The following is an 18,303-nucleotide window of genomic DNA, read 5'->3' on the forward strand; positions in this document are numbered from 1 at the left end:
TAACTAAAGCGATGGGATGCGGTCCGGGGTCAGCGTGAGGGGCTCACGATGATGGGCGGACGCTGGGTGGGGAAGTTGCGGCCGTTGCGGATTTTGTTTTTCACGGCTTTCGTGGCCTCTGGGGAGGATTTGCCGGTGGCTGCGAGGATGGCGGATTCGGCGGCTGGGACGGCTTTGATCGCGGAGGCGATGATCGCTTCGACGAGTTTTGCTTTTTCATCGGCTGGCGTAGAGGCCGGGATGGCGTCGATGGCGGCGGTGGTGGTGGACGCGGCGACGTTGGCGGAGGCGTCGGGGCTGAGGCCGGCGGTGAGTTTGGCGAGAGCCTGTTCGACGGCGGCTGGGGCTTCGGCGGGGTTGGCCTGGATCTGGGCGACGAGGGCGTCGATCGCGGGATCAGCGGCGTGGCTGAAAAGAGCGGAGAAGCCGAGGGCGAGAGAAAGCAGGAATGCGCGTGTTTTCATGGGTATGAGTTTGCGGTGGACCGACCGCGTTCTGTTAGAAAGGTTCGCGCTATCGGTGTGAGCAATCCCTATTTGAATCGAGCCTAGGTCAGTTGCTTAGCTGGTTTTTACCTGAATTTTGCCAAACCTTTTGCATGTCCAAGTCCCCGGAGAAAGCTGACGCGAGCGCCTTGAAACAAACCGCCCGAGATCGAGTGCGTGAGGCGCGGGGATGGGAGCGGGTGGTGCCGGTGTTCATCCATCGCACGGAGGAAGGCGTGCAGGTGGTGGTGCATTGGCGGCGGCTGTTGCTGAGTGTTTTTGCGCTGGGTGCGGTCTCGGTGCTGGGGCTGACGCTGGCGGCGTGGGTGTATGTTTATTCGTACAAGGGGGTGAAGGAGGTGGGCTATCTGCATATCGCGCTGCCGTGGCGGTGGGATGAGTACCGGGTAATGCGGGGGGCGCATTATGTGGCGACGGCGAAGGAGATGATCGCGACGGCGCAGTGGCGCGGGGCTTACTTGAATCTGCGCGTGGGCTTGCTGAAAGACCCAGCGAACCGGGAGGGGCGGCTGTTGCTCGCTCAGTTTTATGGGATGTTGCGGCGGTTCGAGCTGGCGGAGGAGACGTTGATGGAGGGGTTGAGTTATCACCGGACCGACGATGCTTATTTGCAGGCGATGCTGCAGTTTCTCCTGCAGCAGCAGAGTGACGCGCGGATCGTGACGCTGACGGGCGAGGTGCTGGCCGATGCTGGCGCGGGCGTGATGAGGAAGCGGATCGCGGCGCTGTATGCGGCGACGGCGCATGCGTATCGGGGAAGTTATGACCGCGCGGAAGATCTCATCGCGGCGCATCAGCTGGGCGAGACTCGCGAGGGGCGGATGCTGGTGGCGCGCATCGAATGGGAGCGCGGTTATCCGGAGCTGGCGTTGATTAAACTGGAGCAGCTGCGCGCGGGGTTGCCGGCCGATGATGAAGTGGCGGGAGTGCTCGCGGGCTACTATGGGGAGCTGGGCCGGGTGGATGAGGCGCGGCGGCTTAATTTGTTGAGGCAAGTGACGAGCCCGGCGGCGCCGGGGCCGCGCATCGCGATGCTCAAGCTGCTCGCCAAGACGGGCGATGAGGTGGCGGCGAAACGGGAGGTGGAGGAAGTGATGCGCGATTTTCAGAACGATGGGCCGGCGCTGGTGCAGCTGGCGGAGTATGCGGCCAACAACGGAGACATCGCGCTGGTGCGCCGCATTTATGAGCACTGCAAGGCGGCCGATCTGCCGTGGGATGTGGTGGCGGTGCTCACGGTTGAAGCGAGCATCGTGGCGAAACAGTATCAGGACGCGTTGGATCTGACGCGGGAGTTGCTACGCGAGAATCCGGAGTGGAGCCGGCGGCACTATACGTTGTTCAACGGATTGCAGGCGATCGCTCTGCATGGGCTGGGCGATCATGACGCCGCGCGGTTGTTCATGAAGAATTTCCTCGGGCAGGCGAACATCCGCAGCGAGCAGCTGGCATCGGTGTCGGGGCGGCTGGCGGCGGTGGGCGCGGCGGACGAGGCGCGTGATCTGCTGGACCGGGCGGTGCAGGATGATCCGCTCAACCAAGCGGCGCTGACAAAGTTGATCGAGCTGGATTTGAAGGCGGGGCGTCTGGAGGAGCTGCCTGCGGCTGTGCGGAAGCTGCTGACGATGCGCAAGCCGTCGCCGCTGTTGCTGGCGCGCGTGCGCGAGGAACTGGGGCGTGACCGGTGGTTGTTTCTGGACGGGCGGACGGCGGCGCTCGATGAGCTGAGCGCGGCGCTGGCGGTGAAGCCGTAGGATCGCGATTAGCGAGTGGCGGTGGCGAGTTCGGCGAGGAGGCGCACGTTTTGGGTGTGGGTGCCGACAGTGAGGCGGAGCCACTCGGGCATTCCGTAAGGTTTCATCGGACGAACGATGACGCCGCGGCGCTGGAGGGCGTCGAAGACGCGGGCGCCGTCGCCGACTTTGACGAGGATGAAGTTAGCGACGCTGGGAACGTATTCGAGATTCAGCGACTTGAAGCCGGTTTCGAGCTGGGCGAGGCCTTCGCGGTTTTTGCGGGCGACATCGGCCGTGAAGGTTTTGTCGTCGAGCGCGGCGATGGCGGCGGCCTGGCCGATGGCGTTGACGTTGAAGGGCTGGCGGACGCGGTTGAGGAGCGCGGCGAACTCGGGAGTGGTGTAGCCGTAACCGACGCGGAGGGAGGCGAGGCCGTAAATTTTGGAAAAGGTGCGCAGGCAGATGACCTTGCGGCCCTCGGCGATGAGGGGGCGGAGGTCAGGCGGGTTATCGAGAAATTCGGAGTAGGCTTCGTCGTAGGCGAAGACGACGTGAGGCGGGAGTGCGCGGACAAAGGCGACGATTTCTTCCTGGGTGTTGGCCGTGCCGGTGGGGTTGTTGGGGCTGGGAAGGAAGACGAGTTTCGTCGCGGGTGTGATGGCCTTGAGGAGGGCGTCGAGATCGTGGCGGTGATTGACGAGCGGGACTTCGATCGGGCGGGCGCCGAAGAGGAGGGTGACGAGTTTGTAGACAACGAAGGCGGGGGTGCCCATGACGACGTCGTCGCCGGGGCCTAGGAGGACGTGACCGAGGAGTTCGAGGAGTTCGTTGGAGCCGTTGCCGATGACGAGCTGGTCGGGGGCGATGGAATAAGCGGCGGCGAGTTTGGCGCGGAGAGCGAAGCAGCCTCCATCGGGATAGAGCTCGGCTTGGGAGAGCGCGCGCGTGGCGGCGGTGATGGCCAAAGGCGAGGGGCCGAAGGGGTTTTCGTTGGAGGCGAGTTTGATGATGCTAGCGGGGTCGAGTCCGAGTTCGCGGGCGACGTCTTCGATGGGTTTGCCGGGCTCGTAAACGGGCTGCTTGAGGACGGAGGGTTTGACGAGTTGAGCGAGAGTCATGGCGGTGAGTTTTTATCGCGGAGACGCGGAAGAGCGGAAACGCGAAGGAATCGTTTAGTTCGGGGACTTTAAGACCAGGCAGACGTTGCTGCCGCCGAAGCCGCTGGAGTTTTTAAGGATGATGCGGGGAGCGCGCGCGATGGATTCGCGGGGGAAGTCCAGGCCGGCGCAGGCGGGGTCGAGGTCGGCGAGGTGGGCGTTGCCGGGGATGAAGCCTTCTTTCATCGCGAGGGCGCAGAAGGCGGTTTCCATGGCGCCGGCCATGGAGAGGCCGTGGCCGGTGAGGCCTTTGGTGCTGCTCACCACGGGGCGGTGGCCGGCGGTGGTGAAGATCTCGCGGAGGGCCTGGGCTTCGGCGGCGTCGCCGACTGGCGTGGAGGTGGCGTGGGCGTTGACGTAGTCGATTTCTGAGGACGGGACTTGGGCGTCGGCGAGGGCGCGGGTGATGGCGGAGCGGAGGCCGGCGCCGTCGGGGCGGGGGGCGGCGACGTTGTAGCCGTCGGAGGCCTGGCCCCAGCCAGCTAGGGTGGCGTAGATCGGCGCGTTGCGGGCGAGGGCGGTGGCGCGTTCTTCGACGATGAGGACGACGGCGCCGCCGGTGCCGACGAAGCCGTCGCGCGATTTATCGAAGGGGCGCGAGGCGGTGGCGGGGTTGGCGTTGGTCGAGAGCGCGCGCATGGCGGCGAAGGGGAGGACGGTCTCGGCGTTGAGCTCTTCGGCGCCGACGACGATCATGCGTTTCTGACGGCCGAGGCGGATTTCGTCGGAGGCGTAGCCGAGGGCGTGAGTGGAGGAGGCGCAGGCGGAGACGAAGCCGGTGACGGGGCCAGCGATGTGGTAGTGCGCGGCGAGGTTGAAGTTGAGCGTGCCGGCGATCGAGGAGACGACGCCCATCGGGTGACCGCGGTCGAAGTTAACGGCGGTGGATTGGGCGAGGTAGTGATGGAGGAGAAAGGCGGAGCCGGCGGAGGCGCAGAAGAGGCCGGTCTGGCCATCGGTGAGATCGGCGGGGGTGAGAGCGGCGTCGGCGAGGGCTTGTTCGAGGGCGCAGAAGGCGTAGACGCCGTGGGGGGCGAGGCCGCGGAGGGTTTCGCGGGGGATGTCGTATCGGGACGGCCACGACCAGTCGCGTGTGCTCGGCGAGGAGACGTCGAAGTCGCGGACGGGGGCGGCGACTTTGACGGTGAGGTTGGGGTTTCCGCAGAAGTCGAAGAGCGTCATCCCATGGAGGCCTTCGCGGAGGCTGCGGGAGACGGCGGCGCGGTCGTTGCCGATGCTGGTGATGAAGCCGAGGCCGGTGATGACGGCGGTGCGAGACATGCGCGCGGGATGGGCTTATTGCGCGGGGCGTTCGGCGAGCTTGGCGCGGACGAAGGCGCGGAGCTCGGCGACGGTGGAGACCTTCATGATTTCTTCGTTGGAGATTTTAACGTCGAAGAGGTCTTCGAGGAAGAAAACGGTTTCGGCGATGGCGAGGGAGTCGTAGCCGAGGTCGGCCATGAGTTTCGCGTTTTCGGGGAGGGGTTGGTCGGCGGGCGGGGCGACGTGACGGGGGATGAAGTCACGGACGACGGCGAGTACGACGGTGTCGAGGCCGGAGGTGTCGCCGGTGGATTTGAAGTCGGCGTAAGCGTGGCGGACTTCGCGGGGAAATTTGGCCAGCGGGTCGTGGACGCGACGGGTGGGAGAGGTGTAATCAGTCGGCTCGGACATGGAATAGGGTGGGGAGAACGTAGGGACGTTTGAGCGGGCGACAAGCCCGGGGAGAGCCGGTTACGCGTGCAGGCTTCGGATGGCGGCGAGGTAGCGGGCGATGCCGGAGGACTCGTCGTAGAGCGGGGAGAACGGGGAGGTGAAACGCTCGGGCTGGCTGGTGGCTTCGGTCAGCAGACGGGCGAGGGTTTCGGGCTGATCGGGGTCGAAGCGGCAGCGGGCATCGGGGACGATTTCGCGGTAGGAGGAGCGGTCGGCGACGAGGATGGGGCAGCCGACGACCATCGCTTCGACGGGAGGGTAGCCAAAGCCCTCGTGGAGGGAGGGAGAGACGAAGAGGGTGGCGGCGGAGTAGAGGGCGGGCATGTCGGACTCGGCGACGTAGCCGGGCATGAGGATGGAGCCGGGGGCGCAGGCTGAGCGGGTGATTTCGCCGTGGATGTCGCAGGGGTTGAAGCCGGAGTGGAGCGAGGGGATTTTGCCGACCAGGACGAGCGGCGGGAGCGGTGCGCTGTGGGAGGCGAGTGCGTGGGCGCGGATGAGGCACTCGACGTTTTTGTAGCGGCTGTAGCCGCCGACGTAGAGGATGAAGCGATCGGGGAGGCCGAGCTTCTGGCGGAGCGATGCGATGGCAGAGGGGGCGGGGCGGCGGTAGCTGGCGTCCATCCAGTTTTGCAATACAGCGGGGCGGCGATCCTGGCCGTGGTGGTGGGTGAGCTCGTCGGCGGCGAATTGGGAGATGGTGGCCCAGACGCCGGCTTTTTTCGCGTAGCGGATGCACTGGCGGCGGTAGAAGCGGCGGATTGCGCTGCCTGCGCTGACGGCATCGATTTCAGGAAGCGCGTCGTGAGTGATGGCGAGCCGGTGTCGCGGATAGCGGAGTGCCCAGAAGTCGCTCGGGGTGATGAAAATCGCACGGGGGTCGAGCTGGCGGGCGATGCTGGCCAGAGTGAAGCTCGTGAAAATCTCGGAGATGATCGGGCGGCTGCGCGGGAGTTTTCGCGGGGTGAAGGTGACGGTTATCTGAGGCGGGAGCTCTTCGAGATTAGTTCGTTCGGGGACGAGCAAGTGTATCGGGTATCCGGACTCGGCGCGGGCGAGTCCGGAGAGGAGGCGGTACACGTAGGCCGGTTTGCCTCCGTCGGTGTAGGCGAGGGCGGTGCCCGAAACAACGATAGGCGGCAGCGCGGGAGCGGTGCCGGATTGTTGCTGCGGAGACGGAGGCATGGAGCCGGTCGCGGGGAAACGTTACTTCAAGGCGGCGGCGATGCGGTCGAGGGCCTTCTCGACGTTTTCGCGGCTGTTGAAAGCGCTGATGCGGATGTGGCCTTCGCCGCATTTGCCGAAGCCCGCGCCGGGGGTGCAGACGACCTGGGCTTTGTTGAGGAGGAGATCGAAGAATTCCCAAGAGTCGCGGCCGGCGTTGACCCAGATGTACGGGGCGTTGTCGCCGCCGATGCAGGAGAAGCCGAGTTTGTTGACGGCGGTGCGGATAAGGGCGGCGTTGGCGAGGTAGAAGTCGGTCATGGCGTGGACCTGTTTCTTGCCTTCGTCGGTGTAGATCGCTGCGGCGGCTTTTTGGACGGGGTAGGAGACGCCGTTGAACTTGGTGGTGTGGCGGCGGTTCCAGAGGGCGTGGACGGCGTGGGCGTTACCGGCGGCGTCGTAGGCCATGAGGGATTTCGGGACGACGGTGTAGGCGCAGCGGGTGCCGGTGAAGCCGGCGGTCTTGGAGAAGCTGCGGAACTCGATGGCGACGTCGCGGGCTCCCTCGATTTCGTAGATGGAGTGCGGGATCTCGGGGTTGCGGATGTAGGCCTCGTAGGCGGAGTCGAAGAGGATGATGGCTTTGTTGGCCTTGGCGTAAGCGACCCAAGCGGTGAGCTGGGCCTTGGTGGCGACGGCGCCGGTGGGGTTGTTGGGGAAGCAGAGGTAAATCAGGTCGGTGGCGACGCCGGGAATTGCGGGGACGTAGCCGTTGGCGGGCGTGCTATCGAGGTAGGTGATGCCCTGGTAGCGACCATCGATGTTGGTGCCGGTGCGGCCGGCCATGACGTTGGTGTCCACGTAAACCGGATACACGGGATCGGGGATGGCGAGGCGGACGTCGGTGGAGAAGATTTCCTGGATGTTGCCGCAGTCGCACTTGGAGCCGTCGGAAACGAAGATCTCGTCGGCCTCGATTTTGGCGCCGCGAGCGGCGTAGTCGTGCTGGGCGATGGCTTCGCGGAGGAAGGCGTAGCCCTGTTCGGGGCCGTAGCCTTTGAAGGTGGCGCGTTTGCTGAGTTCGTCGGTGCCGGCGTGGAGGGCGTCGAGGCAAACCTGAGGGAGAGGCTCGGTGACATCGCCGATACCGAGGCGGATCACGGGTTTATCGGGATTGGCCTGGGTGTAGGCCGACACGCGTTTGGCGATGTCGGAGAACAAGTAGGATGCCTTAAGCTTGGTGAAGTTTTCGTTGATGCGGATCATGGCGACGTAGAGGGCTTGAATAAGCGCACGGGGTTTCCTTAGTTCAAGCCCGGCTTTGTACGCCCCAGCCCCCGAAAATATACCCATGCAAAAACTGACGTCGGTTTCCGAGATGCAACGAGTGGCCGAAGAAATGCGGCTCAAAGGGCAGATCATCGGGCTGGTGCCGACGATGGGGGCGTTGCACGAGGGACATTTAAGCCTGATCCGGCAGATGGCGGAAACGGCGGATGTGGTGGTGGTGTCGATCTTCGTGAATCCGACGCAGTTCGGGCCGAGCGAGGATTTTGCGAAGTACCCGCGTGAGCTGGAGAACGATCAACGGCTTTGCGAAGAGGCGGGGGCGGATGTGGTTTTCGCGCCGCCGGTGGAGGAGATGTATCCCAAGGGCTATTCGACCTACGTGACGGAAGAATTTGTGGCGAAACCGCTCGAAGGGGCGACGCGGCCGACGCATTTCCGCGGAGTGACGACGGTGGTGGCGAAGCTTTTTAATATCGTGCGGCCGCATCAGGCGATCTTCGGGCAGAAGGATGCGCAGCAAGTCGCGGTGTTGCAGAAGATGGTCGATGACCTGCACCTCGGCGTACAGATCGTGGTGGCGCCGACACTGCGCGAGCCCGAGGGGCTGGCGATGAGTTCGCGGAACCGTTATCTTGGAAATAATCAGCGGGCCGAGGCGCTGGCGATTTATCAGGCGCTGAAGTACGCGACGGAGATGGTGGCCAAGGGCGAGCGGCGGCCGGACCGGTTGATCGCGGAGGCGACGCATATTTTGTCCCAGAAGCGTCGGGTGCGCGTGATCTATATTTCGATTGTGGATCGGAAGACGATGGAGCCGATGCGCGAAGTGGAGCCGGGGCGTTCGCTGATGGGTATCGCGGCGTGGGTGGATGAGACGCGGTTGATCGATAACGTGGTGCTGTGAGGCGGGCGTTAAGCGCGGCAAGAAACGACCGGCTGGCGGAAACGGGCTCGCGTGTGGCGGGCGGGCGGCGACAGTTTTGAATTCTCATGACCCGGAATTTTGACGTGCTTGTTATCGGCAGCGGTATCGCGGGGTTGAGCTTCGCGCTCAAAGTCGCTCAGGAAGGGCGCTCGGTCGCGATCCTGACGAAAAAGACGAAGGCGGAGTCGAATACCAACTATGCGCAGGGCGGCATCGCTGTCGTGACGTCGCAGGAAGACGCGGTGGAGTCGCACGTGCGCGACACGCTGGTGGCGGGCGACGGGCTTTGTGATGAAAAAGTGGTGCGCGAGATCGTGCGCGATGGTCCGGCTCGGGTGCAGGAGCTGGTGGATCTGGGGCTGAAATTTTCGCGCGATGAGTCGGGCGAGTACGATCTCGGGCGGGAGGGCGGACACAGCGAGCGGCGCATCCTTCACGTGAAGGATATGACAGGGAAGGCGATCGAGGCGGCGCTACTCAAGGCGATCGGACGCGAGGCGCGGATCGCGCTATTCGAGCATTTATTCGCAGTGGATATCGTGACGACGGACAAGCTGGCGGCGGAGAAGCGAGGAGCGAAGAAGGCAGGGAAAACGGCGGCGAAAGACGTGAAACGTGCAGCGAAAACAGAGTCGGGAAAAAATCGGGTGGCGGGGTTGTACGCGCTCGATGTGCGGGACGGACGGGTGGTGACGTTTCATGCGCCGGTGGTGATTTTATCCACGGGCGGAGCGGGGCAGGTTTATCTTTATACGACGAATCCGGACATCGCGACGGGCGACGGGATCGCAATGGCTTACCGGGCGGGCGTGGAGGTGCGGAACATGGAGTTCATTCAGTTTCATCCGACGGCGCTGTATTCGACGACTGGAGCGCGGTTTCTCATCAGTGAGGCGGTGCGTGGCGAGGGGGCGATTTTGCGGAATGCGGCGGGCGAAGCGTTCATGCCGGGTTATCACCCGATGGCGGACCTCGCGCCGCGCGACATCGTGGCGCGGGCGATTGATGCGGAGATGAAGAAGTCGGGCGCGGCGCATGTGTGGCTGGATATCACGCACCGCAACGAGGCGTTTTTGCGGGAGCGGTTTCCGCAGATTTATCAGACGTGCAAAAAACTCGGGATCAACATCAGCAAGGACATGATCCCGGTGGTGCCGGCGGCGCATTATACGTGTGGCGGTGTGGCGACGAATCTGTCGGCGGAGACGGAGCTGCCGGGGTTGTACGCGTGTGGAGAGGTGGCCTGCACGGGTCTGCACGGGGCGAATCGGCTGGCGAGTAATTCCCTCCTCGAAGCGGTGGTGATGGCGCATCGCGGCGCGGAGTCGGTGGGGGCGTATTTGCGATCAGCGGGCGGGCGGGCGGCACCGGTGCGCATCCCGGATTGGGTGGATCTGCATGGCGGCGATGAAGACGAGCGGGTGGTGATCGTTCACAACTGGGATGAGCTGCGCCGCACGATGTGGGATTACGTGAGCATCATGCGCACGACGAAGCGGCTGGAGCGGGCGCGCACGCGGATCACGACGCTCGCGCGGGAGATTCAGGACTACTATTGGAATTTCTCGGTCGATCCGCGTCTGCTGGAGCTGCGCAATTTGATCGAGGTGGCGGGGCTGGTGGTGAACTGCGCGCTCCAGCGGAAGGAGAGCCGTGGGCTCCATGCGGTGACGGATTACCCGAAGAAGCTGAAGGCGGCACGGGATTCGCGGTTGCGGCGGGAAAAGTAAACGCGGCTGGCGGAGTTATGCGCGTCGCGATGACGATGCTTGTCAGCAAGCGCGGGAAGAGGCTTCGCTGCGCGGCATGGAAAACGTCTTCGCGAAAATAGCTGTGGTCGGGTCGGGTGCGCTGGGTTGTTATTATGGAGCGATGCTGGCGCGTAGTGGAGTGGCGGTGACGTTTTTGGTGCGGAGCGATCTGGCGGTGGTGCGTGAGCGGGGGCTAAGGGTTAAATTGCCGACGGAAGAGTTTGCGCTGCGGGAGGTGCGGGCGCAGGCAACGCCGGAGGAGATCGGGCCGTGCGATCTGGTGATCGTGGCGCTGAAGACGACAGCGAACGGGGATTTTAGGACGTTGATCGCGCCGTTGCTGCATGAGCGGACGGCGATTTTGACGCTGCAAAACGGGCTGGGCTCGGATGAGGAGCTGGCGCGGCTTTTCGGCGCGGAGCGGGTGATGGGAGGGCTGTGTTTTATCTGCGTGAACCGGACTGCGCCGGGCGAGGTGCTGTGCATCGAGCCGGGGTCGCTTTCGCTGGGCGAATTTGGGCGACCGGTGAGTGAGCGGTTGCGGGCGGTGGGGGAGCTATTTACGCGAAGCGGGGTGCGCTGCCAGCTGGGCGACGATCTGGCGTGGCTGCGCTGGAAGAAGCTGGTGTGGAATGTACCGTTCAACGGGCTCTCGATCGTGGCGGGAGGGATCACGACGGATGTGATTCTGGCGGATGCTGCACTGGAAGCTGAGGTGCGCGCGTTGATGGCTGAGGTGATTGGTGCGGCTGGAAAACTGGGATATGCAATTCCGATGAATGTGATCGATCAGCAGATCGCGCACACGCGGCCGATGGGGCCGTACAAGCCGTCGAGCTTGATTGATTATCTCGCGGGGCGGGCGGTGGAGGTGGAGGAGATCTGGGGTGAGCCCTTGCGTCGGGCCCAGGCGGTGGGGGCTCAGGTGCCGAGGATGGCGATGTTATATGCGCTGCTGGGGCGGCTGACGAAGCGATAGGCGCGGCGGACTTGTGACAGGGACAAGAAGGGCAGGAGGATAGCCCATGACCTGCGGGCGGGTGGGCACAAAAAAAAGCCCCCGCCGTGAGGCGGGGGCTTTAGAGTTATCCAAACTCGTTTAAGAGCTGAGCAACGCTTAGGCGGCTTTTTTGGAAGCCTTGAAGCGGCGGTAGCCAACGAGGCCGAGGAGGGCGGCAGCGCCCATCAGGCCGTAGGTGGATGGCTCAGGAACAGCCTGGCTTGGGAGGAACTGGAAAGCGAAGATGAAGTCGCTGTAGTCAGCACCAGGAATGATGATCGGAGGAGCATCGTTCGGGTTGGTCTGGGCGAAGGTGAAATCTTCGAAGGAAACGAGGAGGGTGTCCACGAGACCAGCGGTGAAGTTACCGTTAGCGTCAACGTACTCGGTCCAGACTTGCTGGGTGGTCCAGCGGTAGTGCTGGTAGCCAGGGAGAGCTTGACCGTGGAGGTAAGCTTCGAGGCCGCCTTGACCGAGAACGAACCAAGCGCCGAGGCCGCCGTTAACGTAAGGGCTGCCGGAGTTGTAGAGGAAGAAATCAACCGTCTCGCCAGCGCCGTAGTTGACGTAGGCTTCCTGGCCGCTCTTCACATTCCCTACACCGTTCAGCGAGTTTTCGATGTCGGTAGCGAGGTAGTTGAGGTTGGAGGTATCGGTGATACCGCCGACGTTCGGGAACTTAACGTAGCCGAAGTCATTCAAGTTACCGGCTGTTTCGCCGAGGAAGATTGCCTTCACGGTGCCGCCGTTCGGATTGAACGTCGGGAATGGAGCGACACCATTGTTCCAACCAACGATGGCGGGAGGGGTGATGTTGGCTCCGGAATCAATGTAGAGATTGCCGTTTGGCGATCCAGCGGTACCGAACGCGGTCGTGTAGTTGGCGTTGTTACCTGCGAACAGTGGGTTGTTGAACAGATTCACGCCAGATGGATTTGGCAGGATCTGGGCGCTGGCAACGGATGCCAGGGCAGCAGCGATGGTCGCTACGATGATGGATGTCTTGGTTTTCATGAGGTGATTAACAGTGATGCAATTTTCGGAAGAGCGCTTCCCGGCAGCTCGCCCGAGGTCGCAGAGTGATCTTTAACGATGACCAGATTCCGGGGTAGATTCCCTATTGGCAAGTGTCTGGCGGGTAAGATAACGCCTGCGATTGGGTTAGGGGAAACCCTGAGTGTAATTGTCATTAAGTGGCATTGGCGGGACTGATCCCTGAATGCGTATTCAGTTTCCCTTACGAGAATGCGCTATGGAAATGGGCTTTTGGCGCACATATTCCGGTACTCTATGAGAAGGCATAAAAAAGCCGCTCCGGCTGAGAGCGGAGCGGCTGGGGGGCGGGTTGAGTGAACGGGTCAGGCTTTGATCTGGCGTGACTGGTTGAACCGGCGGCGGGCGATGACAGCCATCAGGCCGAGGGCGGCGATGAGTCCATAGGTGGAGGGCTCAGGGACCATGCTTGGCTGTGTGGGGAGGAACTGGAAGCCGACGATGAAGTCGGTGTAGTCACCATCCCCGGGGGCGATGGTGGGGAGGGCTGCACCGGGAGCAAGGGCGGGGCCGCGGAGGTCTTCGAACGCGATCAGAAGAGTGGCGACATTGCCGCGGACGGTCGCGCCGTTGGTGTCCACATACTCAGTGAGGACGTTCGTCCAGGAGTATTTGCTGTGAGTATAGGGATCGCCGCCGGCAAAGGCAGCACCGACAGAGTTCTCAAGGAATGCGAAATAGGCGCCACCACCGTCGAAGGTGCCCGGGTTGTTCAGCCAGAAGTCCAGGCGTTCGCCGGCGCCGTAGTTGGCCAGGGTTTCCCAGCCGCTCTGGATCGTGCCGCCGGGTGTATTCGTGTTTACGATATTCGTGGCGAGGGGAATATAGTTGGAGGATGTCGAGATGCTGGTGCCCGATCTGATGAAGCCGAAGTCGTTATTCGCGCCGGCGGATTCGCCGAGGAAGATCGTTTTCACGGTGCCGCCGCCTGCGAGCCAGGGGATCGAGGGGGCGATGTCGGAGTTTTGGGTGACGAAGTTCCAGCTGCTCACCGTCGCGCTGGGAGCGAATGCTTGTGAGGCAAAATAGAGGCCCATGCCGCCGGGGGCGTTGCCGAAGGTGGCGGCGTAGCTGGCGGTGTTGAAGGCGGATGCCTGGGTGAACGTGTTAACGCCGACCGGGTCGGGGATGATTTGAGCGGTCGCGGTGAGCGCAAAAGCGGTCAGGCCGACCGCGAGCAGATGGATGCGTGTTTTCATGTGATGACTGATTGTGGTCTGTTTGTGGTGATGAGCAGGTCGTGGCCGGTGCGTTTGGGCAGCTGGCCATGAACCCAGCGACGGCGTTTGCACAAAGCAGACCAGTGAGGCGCTGATTTTGGTGGAGATGGCGGTGCGGCGCTGTCGGAGATGCGCGCGGACGTGCTCATCAACTGCGCTACGTGATTCGCGGTTGAGGACTTACGGTGCCGGCGGGCGGCGGACTGTTTTTGCCGTCGCTCGTTTGTAACCGGGAAAATGTTACAAAACGCCGTTGGCCAGTGTGCCTATAGAATCGATGGAGACTGCAATTTGATCGCCGCTTTTGAGCCAGCAGGGCGGTTTGCAGGCGTAGCCGACGCCGTGGGGCGTGCCGGTGAGGATGACGGTGCCGGCGGGGAGGGTACGGTCTTCGCTGAGGAAGGAGATGAGGGTGGGGACATCGAAGACCATGTCGGCGGTGGTCCAGTCCTGGCGGGTTTCGCCGTTGACGGTGGTGACGAGACGGAGGGCGTTGGGGTTGGGGATCTCGTCTGCGGTGACGATGACCGGGCCGAGGGGGCAGAAGGTGTCGAAGCTTTTGGCGTGGCAGAACTGGCCGCCGCCCCACTCGAACTGCCAGTCGCGGGCGGAGATGTCGTTGGCGATGGTGTAGCCGAAAACGTAGGACAGGGCTTCGGCTTTGGGGACGTTGCGGGCGGGTTTGCCGAGGATGATGGCGAGTTCGCCTTCGTAATCGACCTTGGTGCTGGAGGCGGGGAGGCGGATGGGATCGCCGGGGTTTTGGACGGTGTTGGTGGTTTTCATGAACCACATGGGGCGGGTGGGGACGGCTTTGCCGCCTTCTTCGGCGTGGCGGCGGTAGTTGAGGCCGATGCCGAGGATGTTGGTGGGATCGAGCGGGGCGAGGAGCTTGCCGGGGGCTATGCTTTGGCCGGTGGAGAGGAGCGTGGTGAAGTGTTCGCCTTCGAGGGCGAGGGCGGAGCCGTCGGGCTGGAGGGCGGCGTAGGCGGGGCCGGCGGGCGTGAGGTGGCGGATGATTTTCATCGGTGTGTGTGGAAAGCGGATATGGGGCCAGTGAGGGCAGTGGAAATGAAAAAGCCGCCGGGGTGAGCGGCGGCTTGGGGTGTGAAGTGAATGAGGCGGGATGTATGGCGGTGGCGTGGTCCACTCGCTGGCGCTCGTGGCTACTTGGCGGAGAGGGCGAGGATCTGGCCCTGGCGGGCGTAGTCGATGGCTTCGCCGAGGATGCGGGCGGCTTCCTGCGGGGCATGGAAGCCGGTGGAGTTTTCGGCGGCGATGAAGTCGAGGCGCCACTGGGCTTTGCGCTGGAGGTCGCGGGCGCCTTTGAGGGCGTCGTCGGTCGCGCCGCGCTTGGCGGCGTCCTGGATGTTTTTGATGAGGGCGACGACGGCTTCCTCGGCGCGGTCCATGAGGCTTTGGTTGCGATCCTGAATGGCTTCGACGCGGGAGCGGATCTCGGCTTCGGGGTAGCGGTGGCAAGTCTGGCAGGACTGGGCGATGTTGAGGAGCGGGCTGCGGACGTGGTGGTTACTGACTTTAATGGCGCCTTCGCGGACGTAGGGCATGTGGCAGTCGGCGCAGGCGACGCCACTGCGGGCGTGGATGCCCTGGCTCCAGAGTTCGAATTCGGGGTGCTGGGCTTTCAGGACGGGCGCGCCGGAGTCGGTGTGTTTCCAATCCACGTGTTTCACTTCGTCGTAGTAGGCCTCGATCTGTTCGACGCGGAGACCTTTGTCCCACGGGTAGGTGACGAGTTTTCCCTGGCCCTTGAAGTAGTACTCGACGTGGCATTGGGCGCAGACGAGGGAGCGCATTTCCTGGCGGGAGGCGTCTTTGTTGGGGTCGTAGTCGCCCTTGCGGCCTTCTTTGCGCCAGCGCTCGATGCTGGGGAGATGGGGCGTGGCGTAGTCGGAGCGGGCGAGGGCGCGGATGCCGTTGACGAAGGCGGGGCGGCTGACGCGGAGGTCCATGGAGTCGGCGGCGTGGCAGTCGGTGCAGGTGACGGGATGTGCGACGAGTTTGCGGGCGTCGGCGTAGGGCATGGCGCAGAGTTCCTCGAAGCCTTTCTGGATTTGCGCCTCGCGGTTTTCAGGGCCGGCGGGGATGCCGGCTTTCAAGCCGGCTTGTATGTAGGTGGGTATGACAGCGGCGTGGCAGTGGAGGCAGGAGCCGGGCTGTTTGAAGTGGGTGACGCGCTCGGTCTCGTCCTGGTCCTTGAGCATGTAGGCGTGGCCGCGTTCTTCGCGGTAATCGACGGCGAAGGCGTAGCCCTTGAAGATCTCGCGCCAGCGGGGGTCGGCGTCGAGTTTCTGGAAGGCGTCGGAGCCGCCGTGTTTGGTGCGCTCGATGTCGACGGTGCGTTTGTAGGAGTCGAACTGGCGGGGATAATTTTTTCCCCAGGCGGCGGGATCGACGGTGTTTTCGTCCACATCGACGACGCGGAAGACGTGCTGGGTGGCCTCGGCTTTGCGCGCGACGATGTTTTGGTAGAGGAGGAGCACGCCGAAGGTGGCGACGGTGGTGACGGCGATGAGGACGACGTAGTGCCAGAGGGCGAGGCCGCGTTTGAAGAAGGGCATGGCGGGGAAAAGCGGAGTGTTGAGTGAAGGGAAAAGATAACGCGGGTGAGGCGGGTCAGCGGACGGGGCCGTGGCCGACCTCGCGGTGGCAGTGGACGCAGTCGAGCATCTTCATTTTGTCGCCGGGATGGGTGTTGATCTCGGCGGTGATGCGTTCGTGGCAGGCGACGCAGTTTTTCTGAAGCAACGCGGAGTTGCGCGGCTTGATCATGATGGGCTCGTGAAAGTCCTGGAAGGTGAAACCCTTCGAGTGCCAGAAACCGTTTTCGGCTTTGGCCATGTATTTCCCGATGAAGTTGTGGGGCGTGTGGCAGTCGTTGCAGGTGGCGACGGCGTGGTGCGGGCCTTTAAGCCAGCCGTCGTACTGTTCGCGCATGATGTGACAGTTGACGCAGGCGGCGGGGTCGTTGGAGAGGTAGGAGAGGCCCTGGCCGTAGTAGAATGTGTAGCCGCCCACGCCTGCCAGGCAGCCGAGCGAGATGCTCAGTGCGATGGGCCAAAGAAGATGGAGCATGAGTTTCCGCGGGCTCATGGGGGCTGCTGGAGCTTCGAAGCTGAGGATGAGGGGAATTCATTCAATTGCCAAGGCTGCGCATTTCTTGGTGAAAGATGAGCGGCGGCGATTTTGCGGCGGGTGACGGATCGATGACGCGGGGGCAAGAAAAGCGTGGGTTCCGACAGGGCGTGCGGAGGCGGCGGGAGGGGAGGGCGGTAGGATGGGCGGGTGAAAACGAGGATGCAGACAACCGAATCGCCCGGCGGCCGGGCGTGGAAAAATGGCGCTTCGTGGGGCGCGGGTTTGCTCGCGTGGATTTGCGCGGGGGCGGTGGTGGTGACTACCGCGCAGGCCGGGGAGAGCGGAGCGGGGGTTTGGAGCGGTGGAGGGGATGTGCGGTGGCGCGACGAGTATTTCGACGGCGCGGCGACGTTGAGCACGGCGGCGGCGATGCACGGGCAGAATTATCTGCGGCTGAGGACGCGGGCGTGGGCAGCGTGGAAGCCGGTGGACGGCGTGACGATGCGTGTGAGGGCGGTGGCGGAGCCGCGGTATTGGACGCAGACGTCGGCGGCGAAGACGTTTTCGGGGCGGACGGGATTGGAGGAAAAATATGCGCTGCTCGACGAAGTCGTGGTGGAGTGGGCGGGGAAAGTCGGGGTGGGGGGCGATGTGTTGACGGTGACGCTCGGGCGGCAGGACTTGAAGCTGGGGGAGACGGGCAATGCGTGGTTGATCACGGAAGGGACGCCGGGGGATGGGTCGTGGACAGCGTATTTCGATGCGGCGCGGGCGGCGGTGAAGTCGGAGCGGTTGAAGACGACGTTCGATGTGGTCGTGATCGATCAGGACAGCGATCCGAACGACCGGCTGCCGACGCTGGGGCGGAGCGAGGCGTATCCGGTGACGGAGCAGGATGAGTTTGGCGTGATTTTTTATGCGGCGAACCGGTCGCAGGCGGCGGCGCGGGTCGATGCGTTTGTGATCTACAAAGAGAACCGGCGCGTGCTCGCGAATGGGAATGACTCGGAGCTGACGACGCCGGGGATTCGAGTGTGGGGCGATGCGGGGAAACACTGGCAGTACTCGGCGGAGGCGGCCTGGCAGTTTGGCGAGAAGCGCGACCCGACAGTGAAGAATCCGGTGCTGGCGGCGATGCGGCGCGATGTGCGGGCGTGGGGCGGGAATGCGCGGGTGACGTGGCTGGCGCGGGATGCGCGGGAGAGCCGGGTGTCGCTGATTGCCGAATACCTGTCGGGCGACGATCCGGCGACGGCGGGGCGGGATGAGATGTTCGATCTGCTGTGGGGGCGGTGTCCGCGGTTCAGCGACATCGTGGCGACGGCGTTTTCGACGGAGAATGCATGTACGTATCAGGCGGCAAATCTGATTCGGGTGGGGCCGGAGTGGAGTTTCGCGCCGACGAAGACGACTGGGCTGACGGTCGGATGGCAGAAGTTGTTTGCGCCGGAGATGACACCGACGCGTACGGCGAAGCTGGCGATGTTCAGCCGCGAGGGGCACGAGCGCGGGGATTTTTTCCGGGCGACGTGGCGGCAGAGGTTTTCGAAGAGCCTCAGCGGGCTGGTGACGGCGGAGGCGCTGAAGCAGGAAGATTTTTATGCACGGCGGGACACGTTGACGTTCCTGCGTGTGGAGCTGGCGGTGACGTTTTGAACGCGCGGCGGACGGCTCGCTGCGCGCTCG

Annotated in this window: 16 protein-coding genes; 5 read left to right on the forward strand and 11 right to left on the reverse strand. The window is 63.6% G+C overall.

Features of this window, described 5'->3' with window-relative positions:
• Positions 1-29: 29 nt before the first annotated feature.
• Positions 30-464, reverse strand: a complete 435-nt coding sequence (locus tag CMV30_RS10785) for a hypothetical protein (protein ID WP_096056033.1) — start codon at positions 462-464, stop codon at positions 30-32.
• Between the two features lie 134 nt (positions 465-598).
• On the opposite strand from CMV30_RS10785, the gene CMV30_RS10790 reads away from it, so the two are divergent.
• Complete coding sequence (locus CMV30_RS10790; protein ID WP_096056034.1) at positions 599-2,260, forward strand: tetratricopeptide repeat protein; 1,662 nt, start codon at positions 599-601, stop codon at positions 2,258-2,260.
• Between the two features lie 8 nt (positions 2,261-2,268).
• Here the strand turns inward: CMV30_RS10790 and hisC are convergent, their stop codons facing one another.
• From hisC to CMV30_RS10815, 5 genes are read right to left on the reverse strand one after another with little or no spacing between them, the layout of a single operon-like run.
• Positions 2,269-3,360 carry a histidinol-phosphate transaminase gene (gene hisC / locus CMV30_RS10795; protein WP_096056035.1) on the reverse strand — a complete coding sequence of 364 codons (1,092 nt, stop codon included), beginning with the start codon at positions 3,358-3,360 and terminating at the stop codon, positions 2,269-2,271.
• A 54-nt stretch (positions 3,361-3,414) separates the two neighbouring features.
• Positions 3,415-4,680, reverse strand: a complete 1,266-nt coding sequence (locus tag CMV30_RS10800; protein ID WP_096056036.1) for a beta-ketoacyl-[acyl-carrier-protein] synthase family protein — start codon at positions 4,678-4,680, stop codon at positions 3,415-3,417.
• A 15-nt stretch (positions 4,681-4,695) separates the two neighbouring features.
• On the reverse strand, positions 4,696-5,073 hold the full coding sequence (locus CMV30_RS10805) for an acyl carrier protein (RefSeq protein ID WP_096056037.1): 378 nt from the start codon (positions 5,071-5,073) through the stop codon (positions 4,696-4,698).
• Between the two features lie 60 nt (positions 5,074-5,133).
• Positions 5,134-6,300: a glycosyltransferase family 4 protein gene (locus CMV30_RS10810; RefSeq protein WP_096056038.1), complete on the reverse strand. Its 1,167-nt coding sequence runs from the start codon at positions 6,298-6,300 to the stop codon at positions 5,134-5,136.
• Positions 6,301-6,321: 21 nt separating this feature from the next.
• Positions 6,322-7,545: an LL-diaminopimelate aminotransferase gene (locus CMV30_RS10815; protein WP_096056039.1), complete on the reverse strand. Its 1,224-nt coding sequence runs from the start codon at positions 7,543-7,545 to the stop codon at positions 6,322-6,324.
• A gap of 85 nt (positions 7,546-7,630) precedes the next feature.
• On the opposite strand from CMV30_RS10815, the gene panC reads away from it, so the two are divergent.
• The 3 genes from panC to CMV30_RS10830 all read left to right on the forward strand — a co-directional run bounded on the left by panC (position 7,631) and on the right by CMV30_RS10830 (position 11,224).
• The gene (gene panC, locus CMV30_RS10820) at positions 7,631-8,473 is read left to right on the forward strand and encodes a pantoate--beta-alanine ligase (protein ID WP_096056040.1); all 843 of its coding nucleotides are present in this window, start codon (positions 7,631-7,633) and stop codon (positions 8,471-8,473) included.
• 86 nt (positions 8,474-8,559) lie between these two features.
• A complete protein-coding gene (nadB, locus tag CMV30_RS10825; protein WP_096056041.1) occupies positions 8,560-10,224 on the forward strand; it encodes an L-aspartate oxidase in 1,665 nt (554 codons plus the stop codon).
• A 76-nt stretch (positions 10,225-10,300) separates the two neighbouring features.
• Positions 10,301-11,224, forward strand: coding sequence for a 2-dehydropantoate 2-reductase (locus tag CMV30_RS10830; RefSeq protein ID WP_096056042.1), 924 nt, complete (start codon positions 10,301-10,303; stop codon positions 11,222-11,224).
• A 138-nt stretch (positions 11,225-11,362) separates the two neighbouring features.
• On the opposite strand, the gene CMV30_RS10835 is transcribed toward CMV30_RS10830, so the two are convergent.
• The 5 genes from CMV30_RS10835 to nrfH form a co-directional block, all read right to left on the reverse strand.
• On the reverse strand, positions 11,363-12,259 hold the full coding sequence (locus CMV30_RS10835; protein WP_096056043.1) for a PEP-CTERM sorting domain-containing protein: 897 nt from the start codon (positions 12,257-12,259) through the stop codon (positions 11,363-11,365).
• A gap of 344 nt (positions 12,260-12,603) precedes the next feature.
• Positions 12,604-13,497, reverse strand: coding sequence for a PEP-CTERM sorting domain-containing protein (locus tag CMV30_RS10840; protein WP_096056044.1), 894 nt, complete (start codon positions 13,495-13,497; stop codon positions 12,604-12,606).
• Between the two features lie 261 nt (positions 13,498-13,758).
• The gene (locus CMV30_RS10845) at positions 13,759-14,544 is read right to left on the reverse strand and encodes a fumarylacetoacetate hydrolase family protein (protein ID WP_096056045.1); all 786 of its coding nucleotides are present in this window, start codon (positions 14,542-14,544) and stop codon (positions 13,759-13,761) included.
• Positions 14,545-14,684: 140 nt separating this feature from the next.
• Positions 14,685-16,100, reverse strand: a complete 1,416-nt coding sequence (locus CMV30_RS10850; protein ID WP_096056046.1) for an ammonia-forming cytochrome c nitrite reductase subunit c552 — start codon at positions 16,098-16,100, stop codon at positions 14,685-14,687.
• 55 nt (positions 16,101-16,155) lie between these two features.
• On the reverse strand, positions 16,156-16,614 hold the full coding sequence (gene nrfH, locus CMV30_RS10855) for a cytochrome c nitrite reductase small subunit (RefSeq protein ID WP_096057723.1): 459 nt from the start codon (positions 16,612-16,614) through the stop codon (positions 16,156-16,158).
• A 222-nt stretch (positions 16,615-16,836) separates the two neighbouring features.
• On the opposite strand from nrfH, the gene CMV30_RS10870 reads away from it, so the two are divergent.
• Positions 16,837-18,273 carry an alginate export family protein gene (locus CMV30_RS10870; protein WP_138223241.1) on the forward strand — a complete coding sequence of 479 codons (1,437 nt, stop codon included), beginning with the start codon at positions 16,837-16,839 and terminating at the stop codon, positions 18,271-18,273.
• Positions 18,274-18,303 lie beyond the last annotated feature (30 nt).

Origin of the sequence: Nibricoccus aquaticus (assembly GCF_002310495.1) — a bacterium.
Classification (GTDB): domain Bacteria; phylum Verrucomicrobiota; class Verrucomicrobiia; order Opitutales; family Opitutaceae; genus Nibricoccus; species Nibricoccus aquaticus.